The 21,568-nt window shown below is 65.2% G+C and carries 22 protein-coding genes and 1 riboswitch; of the genes, 9 read left to right on the top strand and 13 right to left on the bottom strand.

Annotated features, from left to right (window positions below; genetic code table 11):
• The 3 genes from KUL97_RS01980 to KUL97_RS01970 all read right to left on the bottom strand — a co-directional run bounded on the left by KUL97_RS01980 (position 1) and on the right by KUL97_RS01970 (position 3,533).
• Positions 1 to 1,278: a ferredoxin:protochlorophyllide reductase (ATP-dependent) subunit N gene (locus KUL97_RS01980; protein WP_217795277.1), complete on the bottom strand. Its 1,278-nt coding sequence runs from the start codon at positions 1,276 to 1,278 to the stop codon at positions 1 to 3.
• Positions 1,279 to 1,396: 118 nt separating this feature from the next.
• Positions 1,397 to 2,101 carry a TrkA family potassium uptake protein gene (locus tag KUL97_RS01975; RefSeq protein ID WP_217795275.1) on the bottom strand — a complete coding sequence of 235 codons (705 nt, stop codon included), beginning with the start codon at positions 2,099 to 2,101 and terminating at the stop codon, positions 1,397 to 1,399.
• Between the two features lie 25 nt (positions 2,102 to 2,126).
• A complete protein-coding gene (locus KUL97_RS01970; protein ID WP_217795273.1) occupies positions 2,127 to 3,533 on the bottom strand; it encodes a TrkH family potassium uptake protein in 1,407 nt (468 codons plus the stop codon).
• A 50-nt stretch (positions 3,534 to 3,583) separates the two neighbouring features.
• Between KUL97_RS01970 and KUL97_RS01965 the strand changes: the two genes are divergently transcribed.
• Complete coding sequence (locus KUL97_RS01965) at positions 3,584 to 4,597, top strand: CNNM domain-containing protein (RefSeq protein WP_217795272.1); 1,014 nt, start codon at positions 3,584 to 3,586, stop codon at positions 4,595 to 4,597.
• On the opposite strand, the gene KUL97_RS01960 is transcribed toward KUL97_RS01965, so the two are convergent.
• Positions 4,588 to 5,103 (bottom strand): DUF2062 domain-containing protein, encoded by a 516-nt coding sequence (locus KUL97_RS01960; protein WP_254896082.1) that lies wholly within the window; start codon positions 5,101 to 5,103, stop codon positions 4,588 to 4,590. The genes KUL97_RS01965 and KUL97_RS01960 overlap by 10 nt on opposite strands.
• 44 nt (positions 5,104 to 5,147) lie before the next feature.
• Positions 5,148 to 6,980: an SLC13 family permease gene (locus tag KUL97_RS01955; protein ID WP_254896081.1), complete on the bottom strand. Its 1,833-nt coding sequence runs from the start codon at positions 6,978 to 6,980 to the stop codon at positions 5,148 to 5,150.
• Between the two features lie 162 nt (positions 6,981 to 7,142).
• Between KUL97_RS01955 and KUL97_RS01950 the strand changes: the two genes are divergently transcribed.
• The 3 genes from KUL97_RS01950 to KUL97_RS01940 are packed head-to-tail and all read left to right on the top strand — an operon-like array spanning position 7,143 to position 8,275.
• Positions 7,143 to 7,571, top strand: a complete 429-nt coding sequence (locus tag KUL97_RS01950) for an Rrf2 family transcriptional regulator (protein WP_217795270.1) — start codon at positions 7,143 to 7,145, stop codon at positions 7,569 to 7,571.
• Between the two features lie 36 nt (positions 7,572 to 7,607).
• Positions 7,608 to 7,925: a multidrug efflux SMR transporter gene (locus KUL97_RS01945; RefSeq protein ID WP_217795268.1), complete on the top strand. Its 318-nt coding sequence runs from the start codon at positions 7,608 to 7,610 to the stop codon at positions 7,923 to 7,925.
• Positions 7,925 to 8,275 carry a multidrug efflux SMR transporter gene (locus KUL97_RS01940; protein ID WP_217795266.1) on the top strand — a complete coding sequence of 117 codons (351 nt, stop codon included), beginning with the start codon at positions 7,925 to 7,927 and terminating at the stop codon, positions 8,273 to 8,275. The genes KUL97_RS01945 and KUL97_RS01940 overlap by 1 nt, the downstream gene beginning before the upstream one ends.
• Here the strand turns inward: KUL97_RS01940 and KUL97_RS01935 are convergent.
• Positions 8,246 to 9,409 (bottom strand): aromatic ring-hydroxylating dioxygenase subunit alpha, encoded by a 1,164-nt coding sequence (locus tag KUL97_RS01935; protein ID WP_217795264.1) that lies wholly within the window; start codon positions 9,407 to 9,409, stop codon positions 8,246 to 8,248. The genes KUL97_RS01940 and KUL97_RS01935 overlap by 30 nt on opposite strands.
• A 97-nt stretch (positions 9,410 to 9,506) precedes the next feature.
• Between KUL97_RS01935 and KUL97_RS01930 the strand changes: the two genes are divergently transcribed.
• The gene (locus KUL97_RS01930) at positions 9,507 to 12,269 is read left to right on the top strand and encodes a cation-translocating P-type ATPase (protein WP_254896080.1); all 2,763 of its coding nucleotides are present in this window, start codon (positions 9,507 to 9,509) and stop codon (positions 12,267 to 12,269) included.
• Here KUL97_RS01930 and KUL97_RS01925 read toward each other — a convergent pair.
• Both KUL97_RS01925 and KUL97_RS01920 read right to left on the bottom strand, forming a co-directional pair.
• Positions 12,230 to 12,553, bottom strand: a complete 324-nt coding sequence (locus KUL97_RS01925; protein WP_217795262.1) for a hypothetical protein — start codon at positions 12,551 to 12,553, stop codon at positions 12,230 to 12,232. The genes KUL97_RS01930 and KUL97_RS01925 overlap by 40 nt on opposite strands.
• 86 nt (positions 12,554 to 12,639) lie before the next feature.
• A complete protein-coding gene (locus KUL97_RS01920) occupies positions 12,640 to 14,100 on the bottom strand; it encodes an ammonium transporter (RefSeq protein ID WP_217795260.1) in 1,461 nt (486 codons plus the stop codon).
• 235 nt (positions 14,101 to 14,335) lie between these two features.
• A riboswitch (Glutamine riboswitch) is annotated at positions 14,336 to 14,405 on the top strand.
• Between the two features lie 63 nt (positions 14,406 to 14,468).
• On the opposite strand from KUL97_RS01920, the gene KUL97_RS01915 reads away from it, so the two are divergent.
• A complete protein-coding gene (locus tag KUL97_RS01915; protein WP_217795258.1) occupies positions 14,469 to 14,684 on the top strand; it encodes a DUF4278 domain-containing protein in 216 nt (71 codons plus the stop codon).
• An 88-nt stretch (positions 14,685 to 14,772) separates the two neighbouring features.
• On the top strand, positions 14,773 to 14,997 hold the full coding sequence (locus KUL97_RS01910) for a hypothetical protein (protein WP_217795256.1): 225 nt from the start codon (positions 14,773 to 14,775) through the stop codon (positions 14,995 to 14,997).
• Here KUL97_RS01910 and KUL97_RS01905 read toward each other — a convergent pair.
• From KUL97_RS01905 to KUL97_RS01885, 5 genes are read right to left on the bottom strand one after another with little or no spacing between them, the layout of a single operon-like run.
• The gene (locus KUL97_RS01905) at positions 14,984 to 16,069 is read right to left on the bottom strand and encodes a calcium/sodium antiporter (RefSeq protein WP_217795254.1); all 1,086 of its coding nucleotides are present in this window, start codon (positions 16,067 to 16,069) and stop codon (positions 14,984 to 14,986) included. The genes KUL97_RS01910 and KUL97_RS01905 overlap by 14 nt on opposite strands.
• Positions 16,070 to 16,088: 19 nt before the next feature.
• Entirely contained in the window at positions 16,089 to 17,210 is a 1,122-nt protein-coding gene (locus KUL97_RS01900; RefSeq protein ID WP_217795253.1) for a DUF389 domain-containing protein, read from the bottom strand.
• 48 nt (positions 17,211 to 17,258) lie between these two features.
• Entirely contained in the window at positions 17,259 to 18,104 is an 846-nt protein-coding gene (locus KUL97_RS01895) for a DUF6671 family protein (protein ID WP_217795251.1), read from the bottom strand.
• Positions 18,105 to 19,448: a cation:proton antiporter gene (locus KUL97_RS01890; RefSeq protein WP_217795249.1), complete on the bottom strand. Its 1,344-nt coding sequence runs from the start codon at positions 19,446 to 19,448 to the stop codon at positions 18,105 to 18,107. It abuts the gene before it with no gap.
• Positions 19,449 to 19,485: 37 nt separating this feature from the next.
• On the bottom strand, positions 19,486 to 19,647 hold the full coding sequence (locus KUL97_RS01885) for a hypothetical protein (protein ID WP_217795247.1): 162 nt from the start codon (positions 19,645 to 19,647) through the stop codon (positions 19,486 to 19,488).
• A gap of 90 nt (positions 19,648 to 19,737) precedes the next feature.
• On the opposite strand from KUL97_RS01885, the gene KUL97_RS01880 reads away from it, so the two are divergent.
• Both KUL97_RS01880 and KUL97_RS01875 read left to right on the top strand, forming a co-directional pair.
• Positions 19,738 to 20,097: a cation:proton antiporter subunit C gene (locus tag KUL97_RS01880; RefSeq protein ID WP_217795245.1), complete on the top strand. Its 360-nt coding sequence runs from the start codon at positions 19,738 to 19,740 to the stop codon at positions 20,095 to 20,097.
• A complete protein-coding gene (locus KUL97_RS01875) occupies positions 20,094 to 21,566 on the top strand; it encodes a proton-conducting transporter membrane subunit (protein WP_217795243.1) in 1,473 nt (490 codons plus the stop codon). The genes KUL97_RS01880 and KUL97_RS01875 overlap by 4 nt, the downstream gene beginning before the upstream one ends.
• Positions 21,567 to 21,568: the final 2 nt, after the last annotated feature.

Raw genomic sequence — 21,568 nt, 5'->3', positions numbered from 1 at the left:
TCAGGCGAAAGACAGGGCAGCGCGGCGGCGCAAGGGCCGGGCGAACAGTTCGGCCAGATCAGCGGCCTGATCAATGCCATGGATGGGGCTGAACACCAGCTCGATCGACCACTTCGTGGCCATCCCCTCGGCCTCCAGGGGATTGGCGAGCCCAAGGCCGCACACCACCAGATCCGGACGCTGCTCGCGCACCCGCAGCAGCTGGTTCTCCACGTGCTGGCCCTCACTGAGCTGGGTGCCGGCGGGCAGCAGCGCCAGCTCCTCGGCCATCAGCTGGCGATCGAGATAGGGCGTGCCCACCTCCACCAGTTCCATGCCGCACTCCCTCGAGAGGAAGCGCGCCAGGGGAATCTCCAACTGGGAATCTGGCAGCAGGAAGAGCCGTTTGCCCGCCAATGTCTCCCGCTGGGGAGCCAAGGCGCGCTGGCCGCGCTCCACCAATGGATCGAGCACACTGGCCACCTGAGCCGGCGCAATCCCGAAGGCCGCGGCCGCCGCCGACATCCAGTCGCGACTGCCCTCCACCCCGAACGGATAGGGGGCGCGGATCAGCTCGGCGCCGCGATCCACCAGGGCCCGGGCGGTGCCACTCAAAAAGGGCTGGGCCAGCAGCAGCTTGGTGCCCGGCCCCACGGCCGGCAGCTCCGTGGAACGGCGCGGCGGCAAGCTGGCCACCCGCTCGATGCCGAGCTTCTGAAACAGGCCGATCAGCCGGTCTTCCACCGCATCGGCCAGGGTGCCGGCGAGCAGCAGCTGCTGCTCGCTGCTGGAGGGCATCAGCGGGATCAGGGCCTGCAGGGCGCCGTCTTCCCCCTGGGTGAACGTGGTTTCGATGCCGCTGCCGCTGTAGTTCAGCACCATCACGCGGCCGGCGTGCTGGCGGTTGAGGCGCTCGGCGGCCTTGGCCAGATCGAGCTTGATCACCTCGCTGGGGCAGCTGCCCACCAGGAACAGGGTGCGGATCTCAGGGCGACGCTCCAGCAGCTGCGCCACCAAGCGATCGAGCTCCTCATTGGCATCCGCCAGACCCGCCAGATCCCGCTCCCCCAGGATCGCGGTGCCGAAACGCGGTTCGGCAAAGATCATCACGCCCGCGGCGCTCTGGATCAGATGCGCGCAGGTGCGTGAACCCACCACCAGGAAAAAGGCATCCGGCATGCGCCGGTGCAGCCACACGATCGAGGTGAGCCCGCAGAACACCTCCCGCTGGCCGCTTTCCTTGAGGGGCGGCGGCAGATCCGCCTCCGCCGATGCGCGGGTGGCGATGCTCGATGCCATGGGCCGGCCTCCTGCCGTGCCCACCCTCGCTAGCGCCAGCTGGAGGGTGCAGCAAACCCCCTGTGCACAACCCTTAAAGCAGCGGTGTGGAAACAACCACAAGCTGGCCGATTGCTGATCAGCTGCCCGGCAGGGAGCGCAGCGCCTCCTCCGAGCCCATCACCACCAGCAGCTCCCCCTCGGCCAGCACATGGGAGGCCGGTGGATTCACATCCAGATGCCCCACGGGCCCTGCCGCCAGCACGTTCACGTTGTAATGCTTGCGCAGGTTGAGATCGCGCAACGAGTGGCCCACAAAGGAACTCGGCACCTTGATCTCCTCAATGCAGCTGCGGTCGTCGAGGCGGAGCTGCTCGAGCAAGTTGGGGCGCACCAGCTCCAGGCCCAACCGCTGACCCATCATTTTTGAGGGGAACACCACGCGATCGGCGCCCACCCGCTGCAGCATCTTCATGTGTAGATCGCTCGTGGCGCGCGCGATCACCTGTTTCACCCGCGTGCCCTTGGCGTCTTTGCAGATCAAGGTGGCGGTGATGCTGGCTTCGATCGGCTCACTCATCGCCACCACCACCGTTTCCAGATCAAGCACCCCGGCGGCGCGCAACGCCTCCTCATCGGTGCAATCCACCACGCGGCATTCGATCGAGGGATCGAGCTGGCGCAGCGCATCGATCGCCCGTTGGCTGGAATCAATGGCGAGCACATCCGCTCCGGCCCGCAGCAGCTCCGAACACACCGAGCTGCCGAAGCGGCCCACACCGATCACCGCGAATCCACCACGGCGGCCCTCACCCTCAGCGCCCCACTGCCACCACTGGTTCACGGATGCACCTGCAAGCCCACCTTTTCTAGACGTAGAGGTCTTCCCTGGGATAGCCCACCCGCAGCTGGGGGCGGTTGCCGTACAGCGCCGAGAGCAACAGCAAAATGCCAATCCGCCCCACAAACATGCCCACCATCAGCACCAGCTGACCCCAGCGGTTGAGGTTGGCCGTGACGCCCAGATCGAGGCCCACGGTGGCGAAGGCCGACACACAGGTGAACAACTTCTCGAGAAAACTGAAGGTTTGATGGCCGCTCGCCCCGGCAGCTGAGGGGCCGATCCCCAGCAACAGGGCCATCAGCACCACAAACAACACCGAGGCCAGCGTGACCCCCACCGCCCGCAGCACGGTGCCATCGGGGATCTGGCGCCGATGCATCAGCACATCACTGCGCCCCTCAAGCGTGGAGCGGGTGGCCCCCATCAGGATCGCGAAGGTGGTGGTTTTGATGCCGCCGCCGGTGCCGCCGGGGCTGGCGCCGATGAACATCAGCAGGATGATCAACAGCAGGCCGGCGTCGGTGATTGATTGCGCCGACAGGGGAATGGTGTTGAAGCCCGCTGTGCGGGTGGTGATCGACTGAAACAGGGTGATCTGGATCTTTTGCCACAAACTCAGATCCCCCATGGCGGTCGCCCGGAAGCCGAAGTGCTCGGTGATCAGCAGACCAATCGCACCAACAACGATCAACAGCACCGTGCTGCGCACCACCAGGCGCGTGTGCAGGCTGAGGCGGCGCAGCTTCCGCAGGCGCAAGCGATTGGCCCAGAGGTCGTTGATCACCCGCCAACCGATGCCGCCGATCACGATCATCGAGGCGATCACGCCGTTCACCACGGCGTTATCGCGGTAGTCGACGAGGCTGTTGTCCCACAGGCCGAAGCCGGCGTTGTTGTACGCGCTGATCGCATGGAACACCGAGGCCCAGAGCCGCTGGCCGGGCTGTTCGATGTTGGTGAAGCCAAAGGCGTAGAGCACCACCGCACCGATGCCCATCACGCAGGTGGCGGTGATCAGGATGCTGTTGAAGGTGGGGCCGATGCCGCCCACGCCGAATTCATCCAGGGCACGGCCCTTATCGAGGCGATGGCGCAAGCCCGAGCGCCCCTGCACAAACCCCTGAAGGAAGGTGGTGATCGCCATCAGGCCCAACCCGCCGGTAAGGATCAGCCCCGCCAGCACCACCTGCCCGAAGGGCGTGAGATCGTGGCTCACGGAGATCACCGACAACCCCGTCACAGTGATCGCCGAGGTCACCGTGAACAAGGCCTGCCAGAGGCCCACCGTCTCGCGCGAGCACAACGGTGAGGCCATCACGAAGGTGCCCACCACGATCACCAGCAGACCGGTCACCACCGTGAATTGGGGCACGGTGAGCTGATGGCGCCAGCGCTGCAACGCCTGAACCGGATTGCTCGGAGACGAGTTCATCCCGCAAACCGTAGGTAAGGTCCGGTCCAACTCGCATCCCCACCCCAGCGATGAATCCGATCGTTGTGCTGCTGGCCATGGCAGCGCTGATCCTGGTGGGCTCAGCGCTGGCCTCCAGCACAGAGGCGGCGATGCTCACGGTGAACCCGATCCAGGTGCACACCCTGGTGCAGCAGCGGGTTCCCGGCTCACGCGCGCTCGAACGCATCAAAGCGCGCCCGGGGCGAGCCCTGGCGCTGCTGGTGGTGATCAACAACCTCTTCAATATCTCCGGCTCGATGCTGCTGGGCAGCCAGGCCGATCACACCTTCAAACACCAGGCCGGGGGAGCGGCTGCACTGGTGCTCTTCAACGTGGGCTTCACCGTGGCGGTGATCCTGCTGGCCGAGATCTTGCCGAAGGCGATCGGCAACAGCTTTGCCATGCCGATCTCCCTGGCTGCATCGCGGGTGCTGCTGCTGCTGGAGCGCCTCACCCTGCCGCTGCTGTTATTGCTGGAAAAGCTGATGCCGGCAATCACCGCCGAGGCCGATCTCACCACCAATGAGCGGGAGATTCATCTGATGGCGCGGCTGGGCTCCCAACAGGGCCAGATCGAAGCCGATGAAGCCGCGATGATCGGCAAGGTGTTCGCCCTCAACGACCTCACCGCCCGCGATCTGATGGTGTCGCGGGTGGCGACGCCATCGCTGCCCGGTACGGCCAGCCTCGAATCCGTGCGCCAGGAGATTCTCCAGGCCCCAGACGACGCCTGGTGGGTGGTGCTGGGGGAAGAGGTGGATGAGGTGCTCGGGGTGCAGAGCCGCGAAGAAGCCCTGGCTGAGCTGCTGGAGGGCGGCGGAGCGCGGCTGGTGTGCGAGCTGTGCGACCCACCTCAATACGTGCCCGAGATGATCCGGGCCGACCGACTCCTCACCACCTTCCGCCGCGGTGATCGCAGCTCCGTGCGGGTGGTGGTGGATGAATTCGGGGCCTTCGTGGGTCTGGTGAGTGCCGCCGACATCCTCGGGGTGCTGGCGGGCTGGAAACGTCTGCCCGACAACGCCACAGCCACTCAGGACTGAGTCTTGGGACGGCGGCGATGCTGGTGCTCCAGCAGCAGCCAGTAGCCACCGCCCAACAGCACGGCTCCTATCAACCCCACCAACAAAGAACCCAGTAACAGCCGGCCGCTCATGGCCATCCCCAGATCCCAGAGCGGCGCCCGCTGCAGCTCCTGCATCGAAGGGAAGGCGGGCCCAGGGCCCAACACCCAACAACCGAACTGGTAGTTGAACCAGTAGAGGGGGAGATAGGTGAGGGGATTGCTGATCCAGGTGCCGGCGGCCGCCAGGATGTGGTTGCCGCGCACCACGCTGGCGAGGGCCACACTCAACACAATCTGCAACCCGAAAAACGGGAAGCAGCCCATAAAGATGCCCACCGCCAAACCCCTGGCCCGCTGGCCATGGCTGCCCTCGTGGTGCCAGAGCCAGAGCAGCCGTTGCCGCAGCAACCGCAACAGGCTCTTGTGACGTGAGGGGCGGCGATCCGAAGAACTGGCGCTGGGCCGCACGGGCTCAACCGTCAACAAGGCGGCACCATCCTGATGGATCGTTGTGCAGCGTGGCAGGCTCAGAGACCGAACCAGCGGCAGATCAGGAACGGCACCGTGATGGTCATCGTGATGGTGAGCGGAAATCCATAGCGCGGGACATCGAGAAAGCGATAGCGACCGGGGCCTAACACCATCAGGTTGGTTTGGTAGCCCACCGGGCTGAGGAAGCTCTGACTGGCGCCGAACAGCACGGCATAGATGAAGGCCATCGGCGGCTGATCCAGGCCCTGGGCCAACTGGCCGGCAATCGGAATCAGCATGGCCACCGTGGCGGCATTGCTCATCACCTCGGTGAGCAGGGTGGTGAACAAAAACACCACCAGCAGGGCCGCATACACCGGCCAGTTGCGAAGCCCCAGCAGCAAGGCCTGGGCCAGGGCCGCTGCCAGGCCGGTTTTCTCCAGAGCCACGCTGAAGCTGGCCAGGGATCCCAGCAGCAGGATCACATCGAGGCGAATCGCCCGCTGCAGCTCGCCGGCCCGCAGGCAGCCGCTGGCCACCATCGCCACGGTGCCCAGCAACACCGATGCCACCAGGGGCATCAGGTCCAAGGCCGGAAGCAGGATCACCAGGGCACCGATCAGCAGGGCGATGCGCTTGCGGCTCACCGTGGGCAGATCCTTCTCCAGCTGCTCGAGCACCACCAAATCGTTGCTGGCCTGGAGGCCGCGGATGGCATCCTTCGGGCCTTGCAGCAGCAGCACATCGCCATCGCGCAACTGCACGCGTCCGAGCCGCTCGCGCAGCACGGCATTGCCGCGGCGCAGCGCCAGCACAGTGGCGTTGTAGCGCTGACGGAAACGCAGATCCCGCAGGCAATCGCCCGCCAGGGTTGAGCCCGAGGGGAGCAGCACCTCCACCATGCGCTGATTGTTCTGCTGATCCGGTGCCACCGGCTCCTCCGGGGTGGGAGCCAGCACCACGGTGTGGTCTTGCTGCAGACGCAGCAGATCCTCACGGCTGCAGCGCAGCAGCAAGCGATCACCCAGGGCCAGGGTGCGATCGGCCAGGGGCGGCAGAAAACGCTCGTTGCCGCGGTGCAGCTCCAGCACATCCACATCGAAGCGCCGCTGCAGGCGGCTGGCGTGCAGGGAGCGGCCGATCAACTCGGAAGCGGGAGGAATCTCCACCTCGGTGAGGTAGCCGCTGCCGGAGAGGTCGGCCATCAGATCGTCGTCATTGCTGCCGCGATCCGGCAGCAACCGGTCGGCCAGAAGCAGCATCACCAGCCCGCCCACCAGCCACACACCGATGCCGATCGGCGTGAAGCTGAAGAGCCCGAACGCGCCGTAGCCGAGCTTGCTGCTCACCTCGCTGGCCAGCAGATTCACCGAGCTGCCCAGCAGGGTGAGCGTGCCCCCAAGAACAGTGGCGAAGGACAGGGGCAGCAATACCTTCGAGGGCGAGATGCGGCGCCGCTGGCACCAGCCCTCGATCACCGGCAACAAACTCGCCACAATCGGTGTGTTGGGCACCACGGCGGACACAGGGCCCACCGCAGCCACCATCAGCGCGATCATCCGCCTGGGGCTCCGCACGGCATCGGAACCGATCAGCGCCCTGAGCCGGTCCAGAGCGCCGCTGCGAAACAGCGCCGCCGCAATCGCGAACAGGCCCATCAAGGTGATCAGCGCCGGACTGCCGAAGCCCGCCATGGCCTCCGTGGGCTGCAGCACCCCGGTGGCCACCAGCGTGCCAGCCGCCAGCAGGCCGGTGAGCTCCGGAGCCAGCCAACCACTCACGAACAACACCACCGAGCCCAGCAGCACCACAAGGGTGATCAGCGCCCCTGGCTGCAGCAGAGCAGCAAGCAGATCCGTCACGGCCTGGCAGCAGGATTGATTCAGCATAGAACGGCGATCAGATCGGATTTTTGCCTGAATCCTGAGATCAACTGCAGCACAACTGGTTCTGCGGAGCAGAAGCGCAAAAAGACCGGCAGTCAGCCCCAAAAGACGACCCATTCACCGTGGTTTCAATGCCAGACTGCACAGCGACGGATCCATCCAGCCGTGGGCTTCTGCGCCAAAACCACCTACGGCCTGCTGGCACTGCTGGAGCTGGCAGGCGTGCAAGGCCGGGAGGAACGCCTGCAGGTGGCGGAGATCGCAGCCCGCCAGGCGATCCCCGAGCGCTATCTCGAGCAGATGATGGCGATGCTGCGCCGAGGAGGCCTTCTGCGCAGCATCCGCGGCGCCCGCGGTGGCTTCCAGCTGGCCCGGCCCGCCGCTGAGATCACCCTTTTGGAGGTGATCCTGTGCCTGGAGGGCGAATCCAAAAGCATCAGCCCTGGCGCAAGCAGTGCCGAACGGAGAGTGATCGAGCAGCTCGGCAGCGCCCTACTCCAGCAACGCCTGGCCCGGCTAGAGGCCATCAGCCTGGCCGACCTGCTCCACGAACGCGATGCCATGCTGCAGGCCCAGACGATGTATTTCATCTGAATGCAAGCCACCAGTGCACGCCTGCGCCTGCGTTGCATGGCAGAGCTGCTGTTTGCGATCTCAGCAGAACAGGCCGGAACACTAGCTCTGAAGGCCTCGGAAGGCTTCACACAGGCCCAGCCTTCAGCCATCGCCGTGATCGGCTACATCCTGTCGTTCTATTTCTTCGGTCGCAGCATGCGTGCGCTGCCGATGGGCCTGGCTTATGCGCTGTGGTCTGGACTGGGCATGCTGATCGCCACGGCAGCGGGAATTCTTTGCTTCTGTGAGCAATTCACACCCGTGAGCGCCTTGGGCGTCTTGATGGTGATCGCAGGGGTCTGCGTGTTGAACCTGGGATCGGAGGCGGCGTGATGTGGGCCGGCTATCTCACTCTCGCCCTGGCCATCGGTTTCGAGAACCTCGGAACCACTGCCCTGAAGGGATCTGACGGTCTGAAGAAGCCTGCACTGGTAGCGCTTTCGGTGCTGGGATATGTGCTTTCTTCCCTGATGTTGGGTCTAACGTTAGCCCGCCTCCCCCTCGGGCTGACCTATGCACTCTGGTCGGGACTTGGCCTCACGTTGGTCACATGTCTGGGTGTGTTGCTCTATGGAGAACGCTTCAGCCGTCGCAGCGCCCTTGGCCTCGTGCTGGTGATTGGGGGCATCCTGTTGATCAATCTTTCATTGCAATCAGGCGCCCCTGGCATCGGACTCAAATGAGCCCGGCTCACGCGTGGCATTCAACTCAGGGATCAGCGCCCTGAGCATGTCGTGATGCTCGCGCAGGGCCTTCTCCGAGTCACCCAGGATCGCTTGCTCCCAGTAGCGAGACGCTGTTGCCTGAAAGTGAAGCTCGCAGACATGTTTATCTTCTTCCATCACCGCAGCATCAATCTGCTGAGAGAGCGCGCGGGCTTCGCGCATACTCTCTGATTCACCGTCATAGCGATAGGTCGCTCCAGTCATCACTGATGTGGTGGCATCCAGGGGGATCGAGCGGTAGAAACCAGCAGATTCCGGATAAAACACCAACACCGATACCGGGAACAGGCCGATGTACAACCAGGCCTGGGGAAGGCTCGCGAACGGTTCGGGATGCTGGTCCACCAGCTCGCGATAGTCGCGATTGATCTCGTGCCGCGATTCCGATGCGTTGAAGGGCCCACGGATGCGATGGGTCCCGTCGATCCAGGGGCCCTCCTCATAACGGCGACCGTACAGATCACTGAGGCCTGGATGAGCGGTGGGGCAGTGATAGCACTCGTTATCCACATCCACCATCGCCTTCCAGTTCACTGGCGTAACGGGACTGCTGTAGAAGCCATCGGTGGGTTGCAGGGATTCCAGCGGATAAGGGTGCAGCTCTTGTTCATGGCGAGCCATCAACGTGGCAACGGCGGGCTGAGGCCCAGGCTCGAAACGCAGAAACAACAGACCGCGCCAGACCTCCAGCTCAAGACACTTCAGCCCCCACCCCTGGGAGTCCAGCTCGGGAAACTTGTCCGGCTGAGAAGGCGTTTTGAGCTGACCCTCCAGGTCGTACACCCAGGCGTGAAAAGGACAAACCAGGGCCCCGCGGCACTGACCGCTCTCGCCTTCGACCAGGCGCGAACCACGATGGCGACAGGTGTTGTGAAAGGCGCGGACCACACCATCCTTGCCGCGCATTACCAGGGCCCGCTCGCCCAGCAGATCGAAGCTCAGCCAGTCGCCGGGTTCACGGACATCGTTGAGGTGGCCCACCACATGCCAGTGATTGAGGAACACCCGCTCGGCCTCCACCGAAAGCAACCTCTCGCTGCGGTAGGTCCAGGCAGGTAAGCCAGCACGATTCCAATCCTGGGGCGAGGGCATTGGCAGGACGGTGTCTATCGAGCTCTTTAGCCATGCTCTCCTGAGGCAGACAAGCCGCTGAAATCCAACAGACTCAAGGCAGCTGCTGCGGGCCGCGTTGGCTGACTCCGCCTCCATCCATTGGCATGCCATGGACACCGAGGCCTGTTGCGCAGCCCTTCGCAGTGATTGGGATGGCCTGAGCAACGCCGAGGCCAAGCGGCGCCAGGCCTCCAGCGGCCCCAATCGCTTGCAGCTCTCCGCCGGCCGCAGCCCCTGGCGGATCCTCTGGGATCAGTTCAGCAACGTGATGCTGCTGATGCTGCTAGCGGTGGCCGCCGTATCTGGCGCTGCGGCCCTGCATCAGCAGGAGTTTCCAAAGGATGCGATCGCGATCCTGGTGATCGTGCTGCTCAACGCTCTACTGGGCTACCTCCAGGAGAGCAAGGCGCAGCAGGCTCTGCTGGCGCTGCGCAACCTGGCTCAGCCCCTCGTGCACGTGCGCCGGGATGGGCAGTGGCAACGGCTGGCCAGCGAGGAGCTCGTGCCGGGCGATCTGATCCGCATCGAAGCCGGTGACCGAATCGCCGCCGATGCCCGCCTGCTGGAGGTGGCCGATCTCGGCGTGCAGGAATCGGCGCTCACGGGCGAGGCAGAGCCCGTGTTCAAGCGGGCCGATCTGGTCCTGGAGCCCGGCACGCCCGTGCTGGAGCGGCTCAATTGCCTGTTTCAGGGCACCGAAGTGGTGCGGGGGCGAGGCGTGGCCGTGGTGAGTGCCACCGGCATGGGCACCGAGCTGGGCCAGATCGCCAGCATGCTCAACACCGCCGGCGGGGAAAGCACCCCCCTGCAGGATCGGCTCGATGGCTTAGCCAAGGCGCTTGTGGGCGGTGCCCTCGGCCTGGTGGCCGTGGTGGTGGTGCTGGGCTGGCTCCTGGGTCAGCCCCTGCTCAACCTGCTCGAGGTGTCGCTCTCGATGGCGGTGGCGATCGTGCCGGAGGGGCTGCCGGCTGTGATCACGGTGACCCTCGCCATTGGCACCCAGCGCATGGTGCGCCGCGCCGCCCTGATCCGGCGGCTGCCGGCGGTGGAAGGGCTCGGCTCGGTGACGGTGATCTGCTCCGACAAAACCGGCACCCTCACCCAGAACCGACAGGTGGTGCAGCAGCTGCGGGTAGGCACCACGGTGGTGGAGGTGTCGGGTCAGGGATATGAACCCGAGGGCCAGTTGCGCACCGAGGCGCTACCGCCGCCCCCCGGAGCGCGAGCAGGCTGCCCAACGGAGGCGCAAACCCTGTTGCTGCAGGCCGGGGTGCTCTGCAGCGATGCCGAACACCGCCAGCGGGCCGATGGCCGCTGGGAGGTGCTGGGAGATCCCACGGAGGGAGCGCTCTCGGTGGTGGCCTTAAAGGCTGGCATCGATGACTTCGAGCTGCGCAGCCACTACCGCCGCAGCGCCGAAATCCCCTTCAGCGCGGAGGAGCAGCTGATGGCGGTATGGATCGAAGATCCTCACGGCGACCTCCAGGCCCCCCTCGGGACCAGCGCGGCCGGATCCGCACGCTTGCTGATCAGCAAAGGGGCACCGGAGGTGATCCTCAGCCTCTGCGATCGCTGGATCGATGGGGGCGGCGTGGTGCCGATGAGCGCTGCGCAGCGGCACTGGTGGCTGGAGCAAGCCCTGGAGCTGGCCGGAGCCGGGCTCCGGGTGCTGGCCTTTGCCTGCGCCCCCCATCACCCGAGCCCGAGCCAGGGGCTGAACGGGCAAGTGTTGCTGGGCCTGATGGCCCAGCTCGACCCCGCACGGCCTGAGGTGGCCGCCGCCGTGGCCACCTGCCGGCAAGCCGGCATCCGGCCCCTGATGATCACGGGCGACCACCCCCTCACCGCCCGGGCCATCGGTGCGGCCATCGGCCTGGCCGATGCAGGGAGCGAGGTGATCGTTGGGCGCGAGCTCGATGCCCTGGATGCCGCCGAGCTCCAGCAGGTGGTGAGCCGCTGCAACCTGTTCGCGCGGGTGGCTCCTGAGCAGAAGCTGCGCATCGTGAAAGCACTGCAGGCCAACGGTGAGGTGGTGGCGATGACCGGCGATGGCGTGAATGATGCCCCGGCCCTCAAGCAGGCCCACATCGGCGTAGCCATGGGCATCACGGGCACGGATGTGAGCAAAGAAGCCGCCGATGTGGTGCTGCTCGACGACAACTTCGCCACGATCGTGAAGGCCGTTGCCGAAGGGCGGTTGGTGTACACCAACATCCGCCGCTTCGTGAAATACATCCTCGGCAGCAATGTGGGAGAACTGATCACCATCGGATCGGCTCCACTGCTGGGGCTCGTGGGCGTACCGCTCACCCCCCTGCAGATTCTCTGGATGAATCTGGTGACCGACGGCTTGCCGGCCCTGGCCCTGGCGTTGGAACCGGGCGACGATCAACTGATGCGGCGAGCGCCGGCCCTACCGGGGGAATCGATCTTTGCGCGTGGGCTGGGGGCTTACATCCTGCGCATCGGCGTGGTGTTTGCCGCCCTGGTGATTCTGATGATGCTGCTGGCCAACCGGGCCGGCGCGCCCTGGCCCACCATGGTGTTCACCACCCTCTGCCTGGCGCAGATGGGCCATGCCCTCTCCGCCCGCAGCGAACGGCCGCTGCTCCAGGTGCCGGCCTTTAGTAATCCCTGGTTGTTGGTGGCGGTGAGCTGCACCAGCGGCCTGCAATTGCTGCTGCTCTATGCGCCGCCGCTGTCGCGCTTCTTTGGCACCACGGCCCTCAGTGCCCACGATCTGCTGATCTGTGTGGGCTTCAGCCTGCTGCTGTTCCTTTACCTCGAGCTCGACAAGCTCTATGGACTCTGGCGCCGCCGCTGCGGCGCAGATTGCTGAGCCTGGCGGTTCTGCAGCACCCGTCCCATGGTGGTCCGCCCGAGGCGTGCCCGCTGATTTCGGGAGGCAGAGGAGTCATTGAGAGGCGAGATGCTGAACAGCAACAGCGGCAGCACCAGCAGCAGAAGCAGCAGCAGCCAACGGCGCAGATTGAGCTGGAGCCACAGATAGGGGGGCAGCCCAGGTTTCACCGGCAGGGGGCGTCCGCAGCCGGCGCAGATCAGGCGGATCGGCGGTTCCGTGGACACGGCCACCAGGCGAGCACCACAGCTGGGGCAGGCCACGGTGAACCAGCAACAGGGCCTCAGGATGCCAGAACAGCAAAAAGCCCGCCTGACGGCGGGCTGGAGAGGTCAGCAGAGGCCGACGATCACTTGGCGGAAGCGAAATCGGGATAGGCCTCCATGCCGTGCTCACCGATGTCGAGGCCTTCCACCTCTTCCTTCTCGGTGACGCGGATGCCGCCGAAGATGGCACCAATCACAGACCAGGCGATCCAGCAGGTCACCAGGGTCCAGATGGCGTAGGCGGCGCAACCGAGGGCCTGAGCACCCAGTTGGGAGATACCACCACCGTTGAGCAGGCCGATACCAGCAGCGCCGGGATCCATGCCATCAACGCCCCAGAGGCCAATCACGAGGGTGCCCCACACACCGCACACACCGTGCACGGAGAACGCACCCACGGGATCGTCGATACCGGAGGCATCCAGAGCGGATACGGCGAACACCACGATGATGCCGCCCACGGCACCAGCAACCCAGGAGCCCACCAGGGTGAGGTTGCCGCAACCGGCAGTCACGCTCACCAGGCCGGCCAGGGTGCCGTTGATGATCATGGTGAGGTCAGGCTTGCCGGAAGTCATCGTGGAGACGATGGTGGCGGCGATAGCGCCACCGGCGGCGCCCAAGGTGGTGGTCACAGCCAAGAAGGGCACGTACTGGTCCATGGCCAGCTCAGAGCCCGGGTTGAAGCCGTACCAGCCGATCCAGAGGATCAGGGCACCCAGGGTGGCAATCGACATGTTGTGGCCAGGAATGGCCTGAGCCTTGCCGTTCACGAACTTGCCGATCCGGGGACCCAGCAACATCGCGCCCACCAAACCAGCCCACGCACCCACGGAGTGGACGATGGACGAACCAGCGAAGTCGATAAAGCCGAGCTCGCTCAACCAACCGCCGTTCCACTGCCAGGAGCCGGAGATCGGGTAGATCACAGCGGTGAGAACCAGGGCGAAGATCACGAACTCGCCAAACTTCACGCGCTCAGCCACCAGGCCAGACACGATCGTTGCGGCTGTGCCCGCGAAAGCGGCCTGGAAGAGGAAGTCAACGCTCGGGACCAAACCACCCTCAGCGATCAGCTCAGGGGTCACGGTTGGGTCGAAGAACAGACCGTTGAAATACAGAACGCCTGCTGCCACCGGATCCCCGTACATCAGGGAGTAGCCGACGAACCAGTAGGCGGTGACGGCGAGGGCAAACACGAAGAGATTCTTCGCGAGGATGTTGACCGCGTTCTTTTGGCGGCACATCCCGGCTTCCACCATGGCGAAGCCGGCGTTCATGAAGATCACCAGGATGGTGGCGACCAGTAGCCAGAGGTTGTTCGCCAGAAATGCAGCGTTGAGCTCAGGCAGCTCAGCCGCATGGGCGGAGAGGTTGAACAGACCAAGGCCCATCAAGGCGATGGGCACACAGGCCAGCCAGGTAAGCGTGCGGTTGGAGGAGAGGCCGCGAACTTTGCGCAGCAGCAGCTCAGGAGCCTCCAACAGACTCGCTTCCTGCAAACTTCTCGGCCGGCGCCGAGAAGCGGGCGAGGCAACAGTCATAAGAATCGCTGGTTGGTGATGGCGGTTTTCCGCCATTGGGGGAGATCATTCGCGATTGCGGTGCCCCGGATTGTTACGGCCGCTACAAAACGGCGCACAACTTCCCTCGGCGCGGCAATGGATCAGCGCCGCAAAGGCTTGCGTAAGCACATTCACAATCATCGTTCTGTAAAGAAATTGGCGTTTTGTTCACCATGAACAGTCTTGATTCGGCAGAATCGGCTGAGAAGGACAAAACGTTGGGTGAACCGCCCCTGGGCCCTGGTTCACCGGAAGTAGCCCACCGCGAGGCGAAGCAACGCTCCTTCCCACGAAGCGGACCCGTCTGAACTCCCAGACCCTCCTCCAACCCTTCGAGGCCCAATCCCATGACCAAACTCCAATACCGCGGCGTCAGCTACGACAACGCCACCCACGAGCAGCCCAGCCCCCAGCCCGTGGATCACGCTTATCGCGGGCAGCACTACGACGCTCCCCTCCGCCACGAAGCCGCCGCCGTGGACACCGAGGTGGAACTGCAATACCGCGGCCACGCCTATCACCACCGCCAAGCCGAGGCAGCCCAGCAGGTGAACGAGGGCTGAGTTCACCACCAAAGGCTCAATCGGTGGTTGTTGTTACGACAGCCCTCTGCGCCTCCCCCTCCAATAGGGGGAGGTTTTTTGTTGGGTCATGGATCGCCACGGCACAGATCTGAGCCTCACCGCCAAGGGCGACAGCTTCCAGCTCGAGCCCCGTTCAGTGATCGGGATGGTGTGGCTGCAGACCCATTTCGAAACCAGCACCTGGGATCTGATCTGTTCGGGCTCGGTACGGCTCAAAGCCGAAAGCTGTGATCACCTCTGCAGTGATGCCCAGGAAGCCGGTCTCAACGTGGCACGCCTCAGCCTCGTTTGAGGCTGCGCTGCCGCCACTCCAGAGCATTCCAAGCCACGAACACCAACACCAGCGGCACCACAGTGGCGAGCACCACAAACCGGAACTGATCCAAACCGGTTGATGCGGTGCTTTGCAGCACTTGTTCAGTCAGATACAGCACATACAAACCCAGCAGCACCCAGCCCTCCTGGCGGCTGATCACCCCATCACTCCAGAAGATCGGCAGGCAAGCCAGGGTGGTGGCCACCATGATCGGAAAGTCGCGGGTGATCAGCAGCGGATCCACCAGCAGGCCATCGGAACCGGAGACCAGTCCACACACCCCAAGAATCGCCACCTGATTCAGCAGGTTGCTGCCCACCACATTGCCGATCGCCAGATCAGCCTTGCCTCGGTAAGCCGCCACCAAGGAGGTGACCAACTCCGGCATCGAGGTTCCCGCCGACACGATCGTGAGGCCGATCACGGCTTCGCTCACACCAAGGCCCTGCGCGGCCGTGATCGCCCCTTTCACCAACACCTGGGACCCGAGCACCAACAAGCCCAGGCCCGCCGCCAGCTTGGCCGCGGCAACAAAACCGCTGGGTCGGGCCGACGCATCGAGCTCGTCGCTGAGCTCTTCAGGCTCCTCAGACGCGGTGCGTGTTTCCCAGATCAGGTTGATCACCAGGGCGGTCAGCAGAGCCAAGCCCGCGATCCAGGTAACCCGGCCGCCCGATGCCATGCCCCAGGTGGCCATCGAGACCCCCAGAAGCAGCGGCACATCGCGCCGCACCAAGCGGCTCTTCACCCGCAGCGGCATCACCACGGCGCTGGCCCCCAGTACCACCAGCACGTTGAAGATGTTGGAGCCCACCACATTGGTGACGGCAATGGCATCCCCGCCGGTGCCGCCCTGCAGGGTGGAGAGGAGGCTCACGAACAGCTCCGGGGCGCTGGTGCCCAGCGACACCACCGTGAGGCCGATCACGATCTGGGGAATCCCCAGCAGCATGGCCAGAGCCACCGATCCGGCCACGAACAGTTCACCGCCACCGAACAGCAACAAGATGCCGGCAACGATCTGGAACGCACTCAGGGCGTAGGGCATGTAGCGGTCAACACATGCCTCAATTCTCGGCTAGCGGGGGCTTGTTGTCTGCAGGGGGCGGATCGGCCGGCAACGGTGGCAGCGGTGGTGGTGAGGAGGGGGGTGTGGGCACGCTGATCCCGGCTGCTTCATCGCTGCTGGCCGGCTCGGGGTTGGGTGCAGCCTCAGGGCCGATCACATCGATCGACACCCGCTGCACCAACAGGCGGTAGTTGAACGACTGCTGCTTATTGATGAAGTCTTGAACGGCCGCCACCTGCTTAGGCGTGGGCAGATTCGGCCGGCTCACACTCACCGCCGCCTTGATCAGCGGCGGGTTTTGGTTCCAATCAATCGAAACGCTGGTGAGCTCGGAATCCTTGCCCAGGGTGATCGTGCGCTGGCGCAGGCTTTCCGTGATGGCGCGCTCCACCTCTTGCAGTGCCACGCGCCGCTGGGCCTGGGCCACCAGGCTGAGGAAGCTGCCGGTGAGGGGAATCAGCAGCAAACCGGTGAGCAGCAGACTCACCAAACCAATCCGGCTGCGCCAAAGCTGCTGCCGCAGGCTGGCCTGGCTCACCACCAGGGTGAGCAGACCACCCGAGAGGATGCCCAGCAGGTTGGCGGCAAACAGCAACGCCGCCCCACGTGCAGGCCCCCACTGCTGGATCGAGAGCAGCAGGCCCAGCACACACACCGGCGGCACCAGGGCCACGGCAATGGCCGTGCCGGCGATCGACGACACCGCCTCCTGGCGCAGGCGCCCGTAGGTGGCGATTGAGCCGGCCACCAGGGCGATGCCGAGGTCGAGCAGGTTGGGCGTGGTGCGCCGCAGCACCTCATCGCCCAGCACCGGCAAGCGCGCCAGCCATCCCAGGCCGGCGGACAGGGCGATGGTGATCGTGACCCCCACCGCCAGGGTGAGCAAGGCCCGGCCCGCCAGGTTGAGGCGGCCGTCGATGATCGCAAAAGAGGCACTGCGCAGCGGCAGGATCCACGGGGCGATCAACATCGCCCCGATCACCACGGCGGCGCTGTCTGCCAGCAGGCCCAGGGTGGCGATCAGGCTGGCCGCCACGGTGAGCACCACAAACGGCTCATCCAGGCGGGCCTCCCGCTCGAAACCCGCCTCCAGGGAGGCCAGGCTGGTGGGTTCGGCCATCAACGATGGGCTCGGCTCAGCCCAGGATGACGGATGTGACCGATTGGGCTAGGGATTGCACCACGGACACTGACCGGGATCCGCCTGAAGCCGACCATCCCGGCGAGGCTGCTCGCGGCGGGCGCCGCACTGCTGGCAGCCCCAGATCTCGCTGAGGGTGAGCTCGGTAGCCGTGCCGCACTCACGGCAAGGCAGGCCGGGCTGGGTGTTGAGCAGGCCCCAACCGGGGCAGCCGCACTCGGGGCACGGGGTGCGCAGCCTTCGCACCAGCTCCACACCCAGGCGCCGAATCGAGCGCATGCGGGTGGGATTGCAGTGGGCCCGCATGTCGGTTTCCAGCCAAACACGCCCGTTTGGATCGGCGGCGCGGCACCTGGCGATGGCCTCAGCCAGGGCGGCGGTGCCATTCAGCGCTTTGAACAGAAGGCCCGCCTCGTGCGCCGCCGGACGGACGATCACAGCGTGAGAGGGGAACTGCACCTGGGCCAGCCAGGGGCCTGGATCGCCATCGGGTTCCAGCACGGTGTGGCTGTAGTTGGTGCGCCACTCGAGCCGCTGCTCCATCACAGAGAGAGTCCGCTCCTCATCCACGAACACCAGCAGTTCCATCCCTACCGGCAGCATCGGCATCGCTGGATGCGGGCCGAAGCTCGCCTCACTGGCGAGGCCCAACGGCAAACCACTGGCTTGCATGCCAAGGCGTGCCTTGGCCACACAGGTGGCCACCGCATCAGAAAGGCGAGGGATCTCACCGCTGAAGGTGCCCAACTGGTCGGTGTCAACAGCGCAGAGCTCGAGCTCCGCCCCCAGACCCCAGCGAATGGGCAAAGCCAGCGCCCGCTCTTTGCCGTGCTGGGTGGCCAGCGCAATCGAGCGGCCGCTGTAAGCCTGCACCTAAGCAGCCTCGGCCTCCACCACAATCGGTGCGGAGGGAATCACCACCCGCAGCAAGATCGGGGCGAGGAAGGTGGTGCCGATCACCATCAACAAGATGGCGGCTTCCAGCGCCGGGCTGAGGATGCCGGCCTGGCTGCCCAGCCCCAGGAAGATCAAACCCACTTCACCGCGGGGCATCATGCCCAGCCCCACCACCAAACGATTGGTGGGCTCCGAGCTGATGTAGCTCCAGCCGGCTGCAACCTTGCCGGCGATCGCCACAACCAGCAGGAACGCCGCCACGATCAGGCCTTCGCGATTGGCGGGATCCAGGGGGTTGAGCACCGAGAGATCCATCCCCGTGCCGATCAACACAAAAAACACCGTGGCGAAGAGGGCCACCAGAGGCTTGACCGCCGCTTCGATGTCGTGGGTGTGCTTGGAGGCGCTGAGGATCAACCCACCCGCGAAAGCACCCAGAGCCGCTTCCAAGCCGATGGCCTGAGCCGCGAAACAGCAGAGGGTGAGCACCACAAAGCTGGCCACGGCCACATCGCCGGGGGCCTTGAGCTGATCCACCACCCAATCAAAGGCGGGAGCCGCCTTCCGGCTCAGCACCAGCGCCACCGCCACAAAGGCCACGGCCGCCAGGCCCAGCTTGATCACCGGGCCGAGGGTGAAGCTGCCGCCGCCCACGATCGCCACCACCACGGCGAGGATCACGATGCCGAGGATGTCGTCGAGCACGGCAGCGCCGATCACAATCTGGCCCTCTTTGCGCTTGAGCCACTTGAGCTCACCGAACACGCTGGCGGTGATGCCAATGGAGGTGGCCGTCATCGCTGCACCGGCGAACACCGCTGGAATCAGCGGCACATGGAAGATGTAATAGAGGCCCGCTGTTCCGAGGGCAAAGGGGAGCACCACACCCGCCACCGCCACCGTTGTGGCTTGAACGCCCACGGCGACGAGCTCATCAAGTTCGCTCTCCAGGCCGGTGAGGAACAAGAGCGCAAACAAGCCGATCTGGGAAACGGCCTGAAGGCTCGGGAAGGTTTCGTTGTAGACCTCAGCCACTTCATCGGGCCGGATCTCTGCGAGGGAACCTAATAGTGAGAGCAGGGCCCCACTGATCTGCGCCTGCGTTTCCGGCGGAACGATCAGATGCAAGCCTGAGACGCCAATCAGCACGCCGGCAACAAGCTCACCCAGGATCGTGGGCAGCTGGAGGCGCACCATCACCTCCGCGATGGCGCGAGCAGCGATGAAGATCACCAGAAAGCGACCCACCTGAAGGAGGGTTTCCGCCACTTCCAGCTGATGGGGGCTGATCTCAGCGATCAGCGCCAGAGGGGGAAGCATGAAGGGCCTGAACCGGGCAGCTGGTTATAGGGGTGGTTCAAGGCGTTCTGGGTGGCTCCGGGAGCAAACCGCGTTGCTTGAGCTCAGATTGGAACGCACGGCCCAGTTGCGCTTCTGGTGTGTGGCGCTCCACCTGGGCCAGCACCATCACGGTGCGCAGTGCCAACCAGCTCAGGCCCACAAACAGCAGCAGGGTCATCGCCCATGACCAAAGAGGGGTCTGAGCTTGGGCCGGATCCACCCACGCTGGGGGGTGTGGTGCCTAAGTTCCCGCCACCGCATCGCCTGCATGGCCCCGATCCGACTGTTGGAGCTGCTGATCCTGCTGGCGGTGTTGGCCGGCTTTGCAGGGTTGCTGCTGCGGCGCAACCTGTTTCTCAAGGTGCTCTCCATGGATGTGATGGGGAGCGCCGTGGTGGCGTTGTTTGTGCTGCTGGCGGCCCGCTCAGGCCTGCGCAGCCCGATCCTGCCGCGCTCCGGCGAACTCCTCGCCGGCGACTACGCCGATCCGATTCCCCAGGCCGTGATCCTCACCGCGATCGTGATTGGGCTCTCAATCCAGGCCCTCTTGCTGGTGGTGATCACCCAGATGGCGCGGATCGATCCCAGCCTGAATGCGGCCAGCTTTGAACCCACGGATCAGCCATGACACCGAGCTGGATGAGCCCGGACCCCCTGCTGATCGCCTGGCTGTTGGTGCCGTATCTGGCGGCCTTTCTGGCGGTGCTATTGCCATCGCTGAGCCATGGCCTCGTGCTGCTGTGCTGCGGTGCCACCACCTGGGTGGGTGCTGAAACGCTGCTCACGGGCACCACAAAACCGTTGCACCTGCTGGGCGAGTACGGCGTAGCCCTCAGCCTGGAGCCCCTGGCTGGTTGGTTTGTGCTGCTGAACGGGCTGGTGTGCCTGGCGGTGTGGATCGAAGCGCGGCGGCAGGGTTGGGATCGCACCGGCTGGATGCTGCTGCTGGTGCTGCTTGGGTCTCTGAACACCAGCTTTCTCACCACCGATCTGATCAGCCTTTATGTGGCGCTGGAGGTGGTAGGCATCACCGCCTTTCTGCTGATTCTCAAAGGCAACAGCGCCAATGCTTCGTGGATTGCGCTGCGCTACCTGCTGATCGGCAACACCGCCATGGCCATCTACTTGATTGGCGCCGGGCTCGTGTACGCCCAGGCGAGCAGTTTTCGCTTTGCGGCCCTGGCCCAGCTGCCGCCGGGCGCGCCGCTGGTGCTGGTGCTGGTGGGGCTGCTCACCAAAGCCGGTGTGTTTCTCAACGGCCTCTGGCTCCCCCGCACCCACGCCGAAGCGCCAGCGGAGGTGTCGGCCCTGCTTTCAGGCGTGGTGGTGGGCGGCGGCGCCCTGCCGCTGCTGAGGCTCGAGCAACTCAACAGCGCCATCGGCGAGCTGCTGCTGCCCATCGCCATGGCCAGCGCCGTGCTCGGCTTGATCTATGCCCTGGGCGTCACCGACGCCAAGCGCCTGCTGGCCTGGAGCACCCTGGCCCAGATGGGGCTGGTGCTGCTGGCACCAGCGACCGGTGGCTTGATGGCCTTCTCCCACGGTGTAGCCAAGAGCGGCCTGTTTCTCACCGCACGCCAGTGGCCCAGCCGTTCTCTGGACACGTGGCGGCAACGGGCGCTTCCTGCTCCACTGCTGCTCACGCTGCTGCTGGGCTCCTGTTCCATTGCAGGCCTGGCACCGCTGCTGGGCTACACCGCCAAAAAGCAACTGGAGAGTGCGATGACGCCGGGGATCGCCGCTGCCCTGGTGGTGTTGTCCGTGGGAAGCGTGGCGGTGTATTGCCGGCTCTGCCGTGCGCCCCTGGCGGCCGCATCCGATCTGCAGGCGGCCCACACCGCTCTGCCCTGGGGCGCCTGGTTGCTGATGCTGCCCCTGGTGGGGGGCGGCGCGCTGCTGCTGGCCGAGGTGAAACGTGGCTGGCTGGTGAGCTTGCTGTTGCTGGGCTTGGGGCTGGGCCTCGATCAGCTGCTGGAGCGGCGGCGGCAACAAGCCAGCCATGGCCTGCCCTCCCTGGATCGCCTCCCGGATCTAGTGGGGGGCCTGGGGCTGGTGGGCGCCGGCCTGCTGCTGTCGATCGGTGCGGAGCTGGGCTGATG

It is taken from the genome of Synechococcus sp. HK05 (assembly GCF_019104765.1).
GTDB lineage: Bacteria > Cyanobacteriota > Cyanobacteriia > PCC-6307 > Cyanobiaceae > Vulcanococcus.
This window is presented reverse-complemented; position numbering and strand designations above follow the sequence as displayed.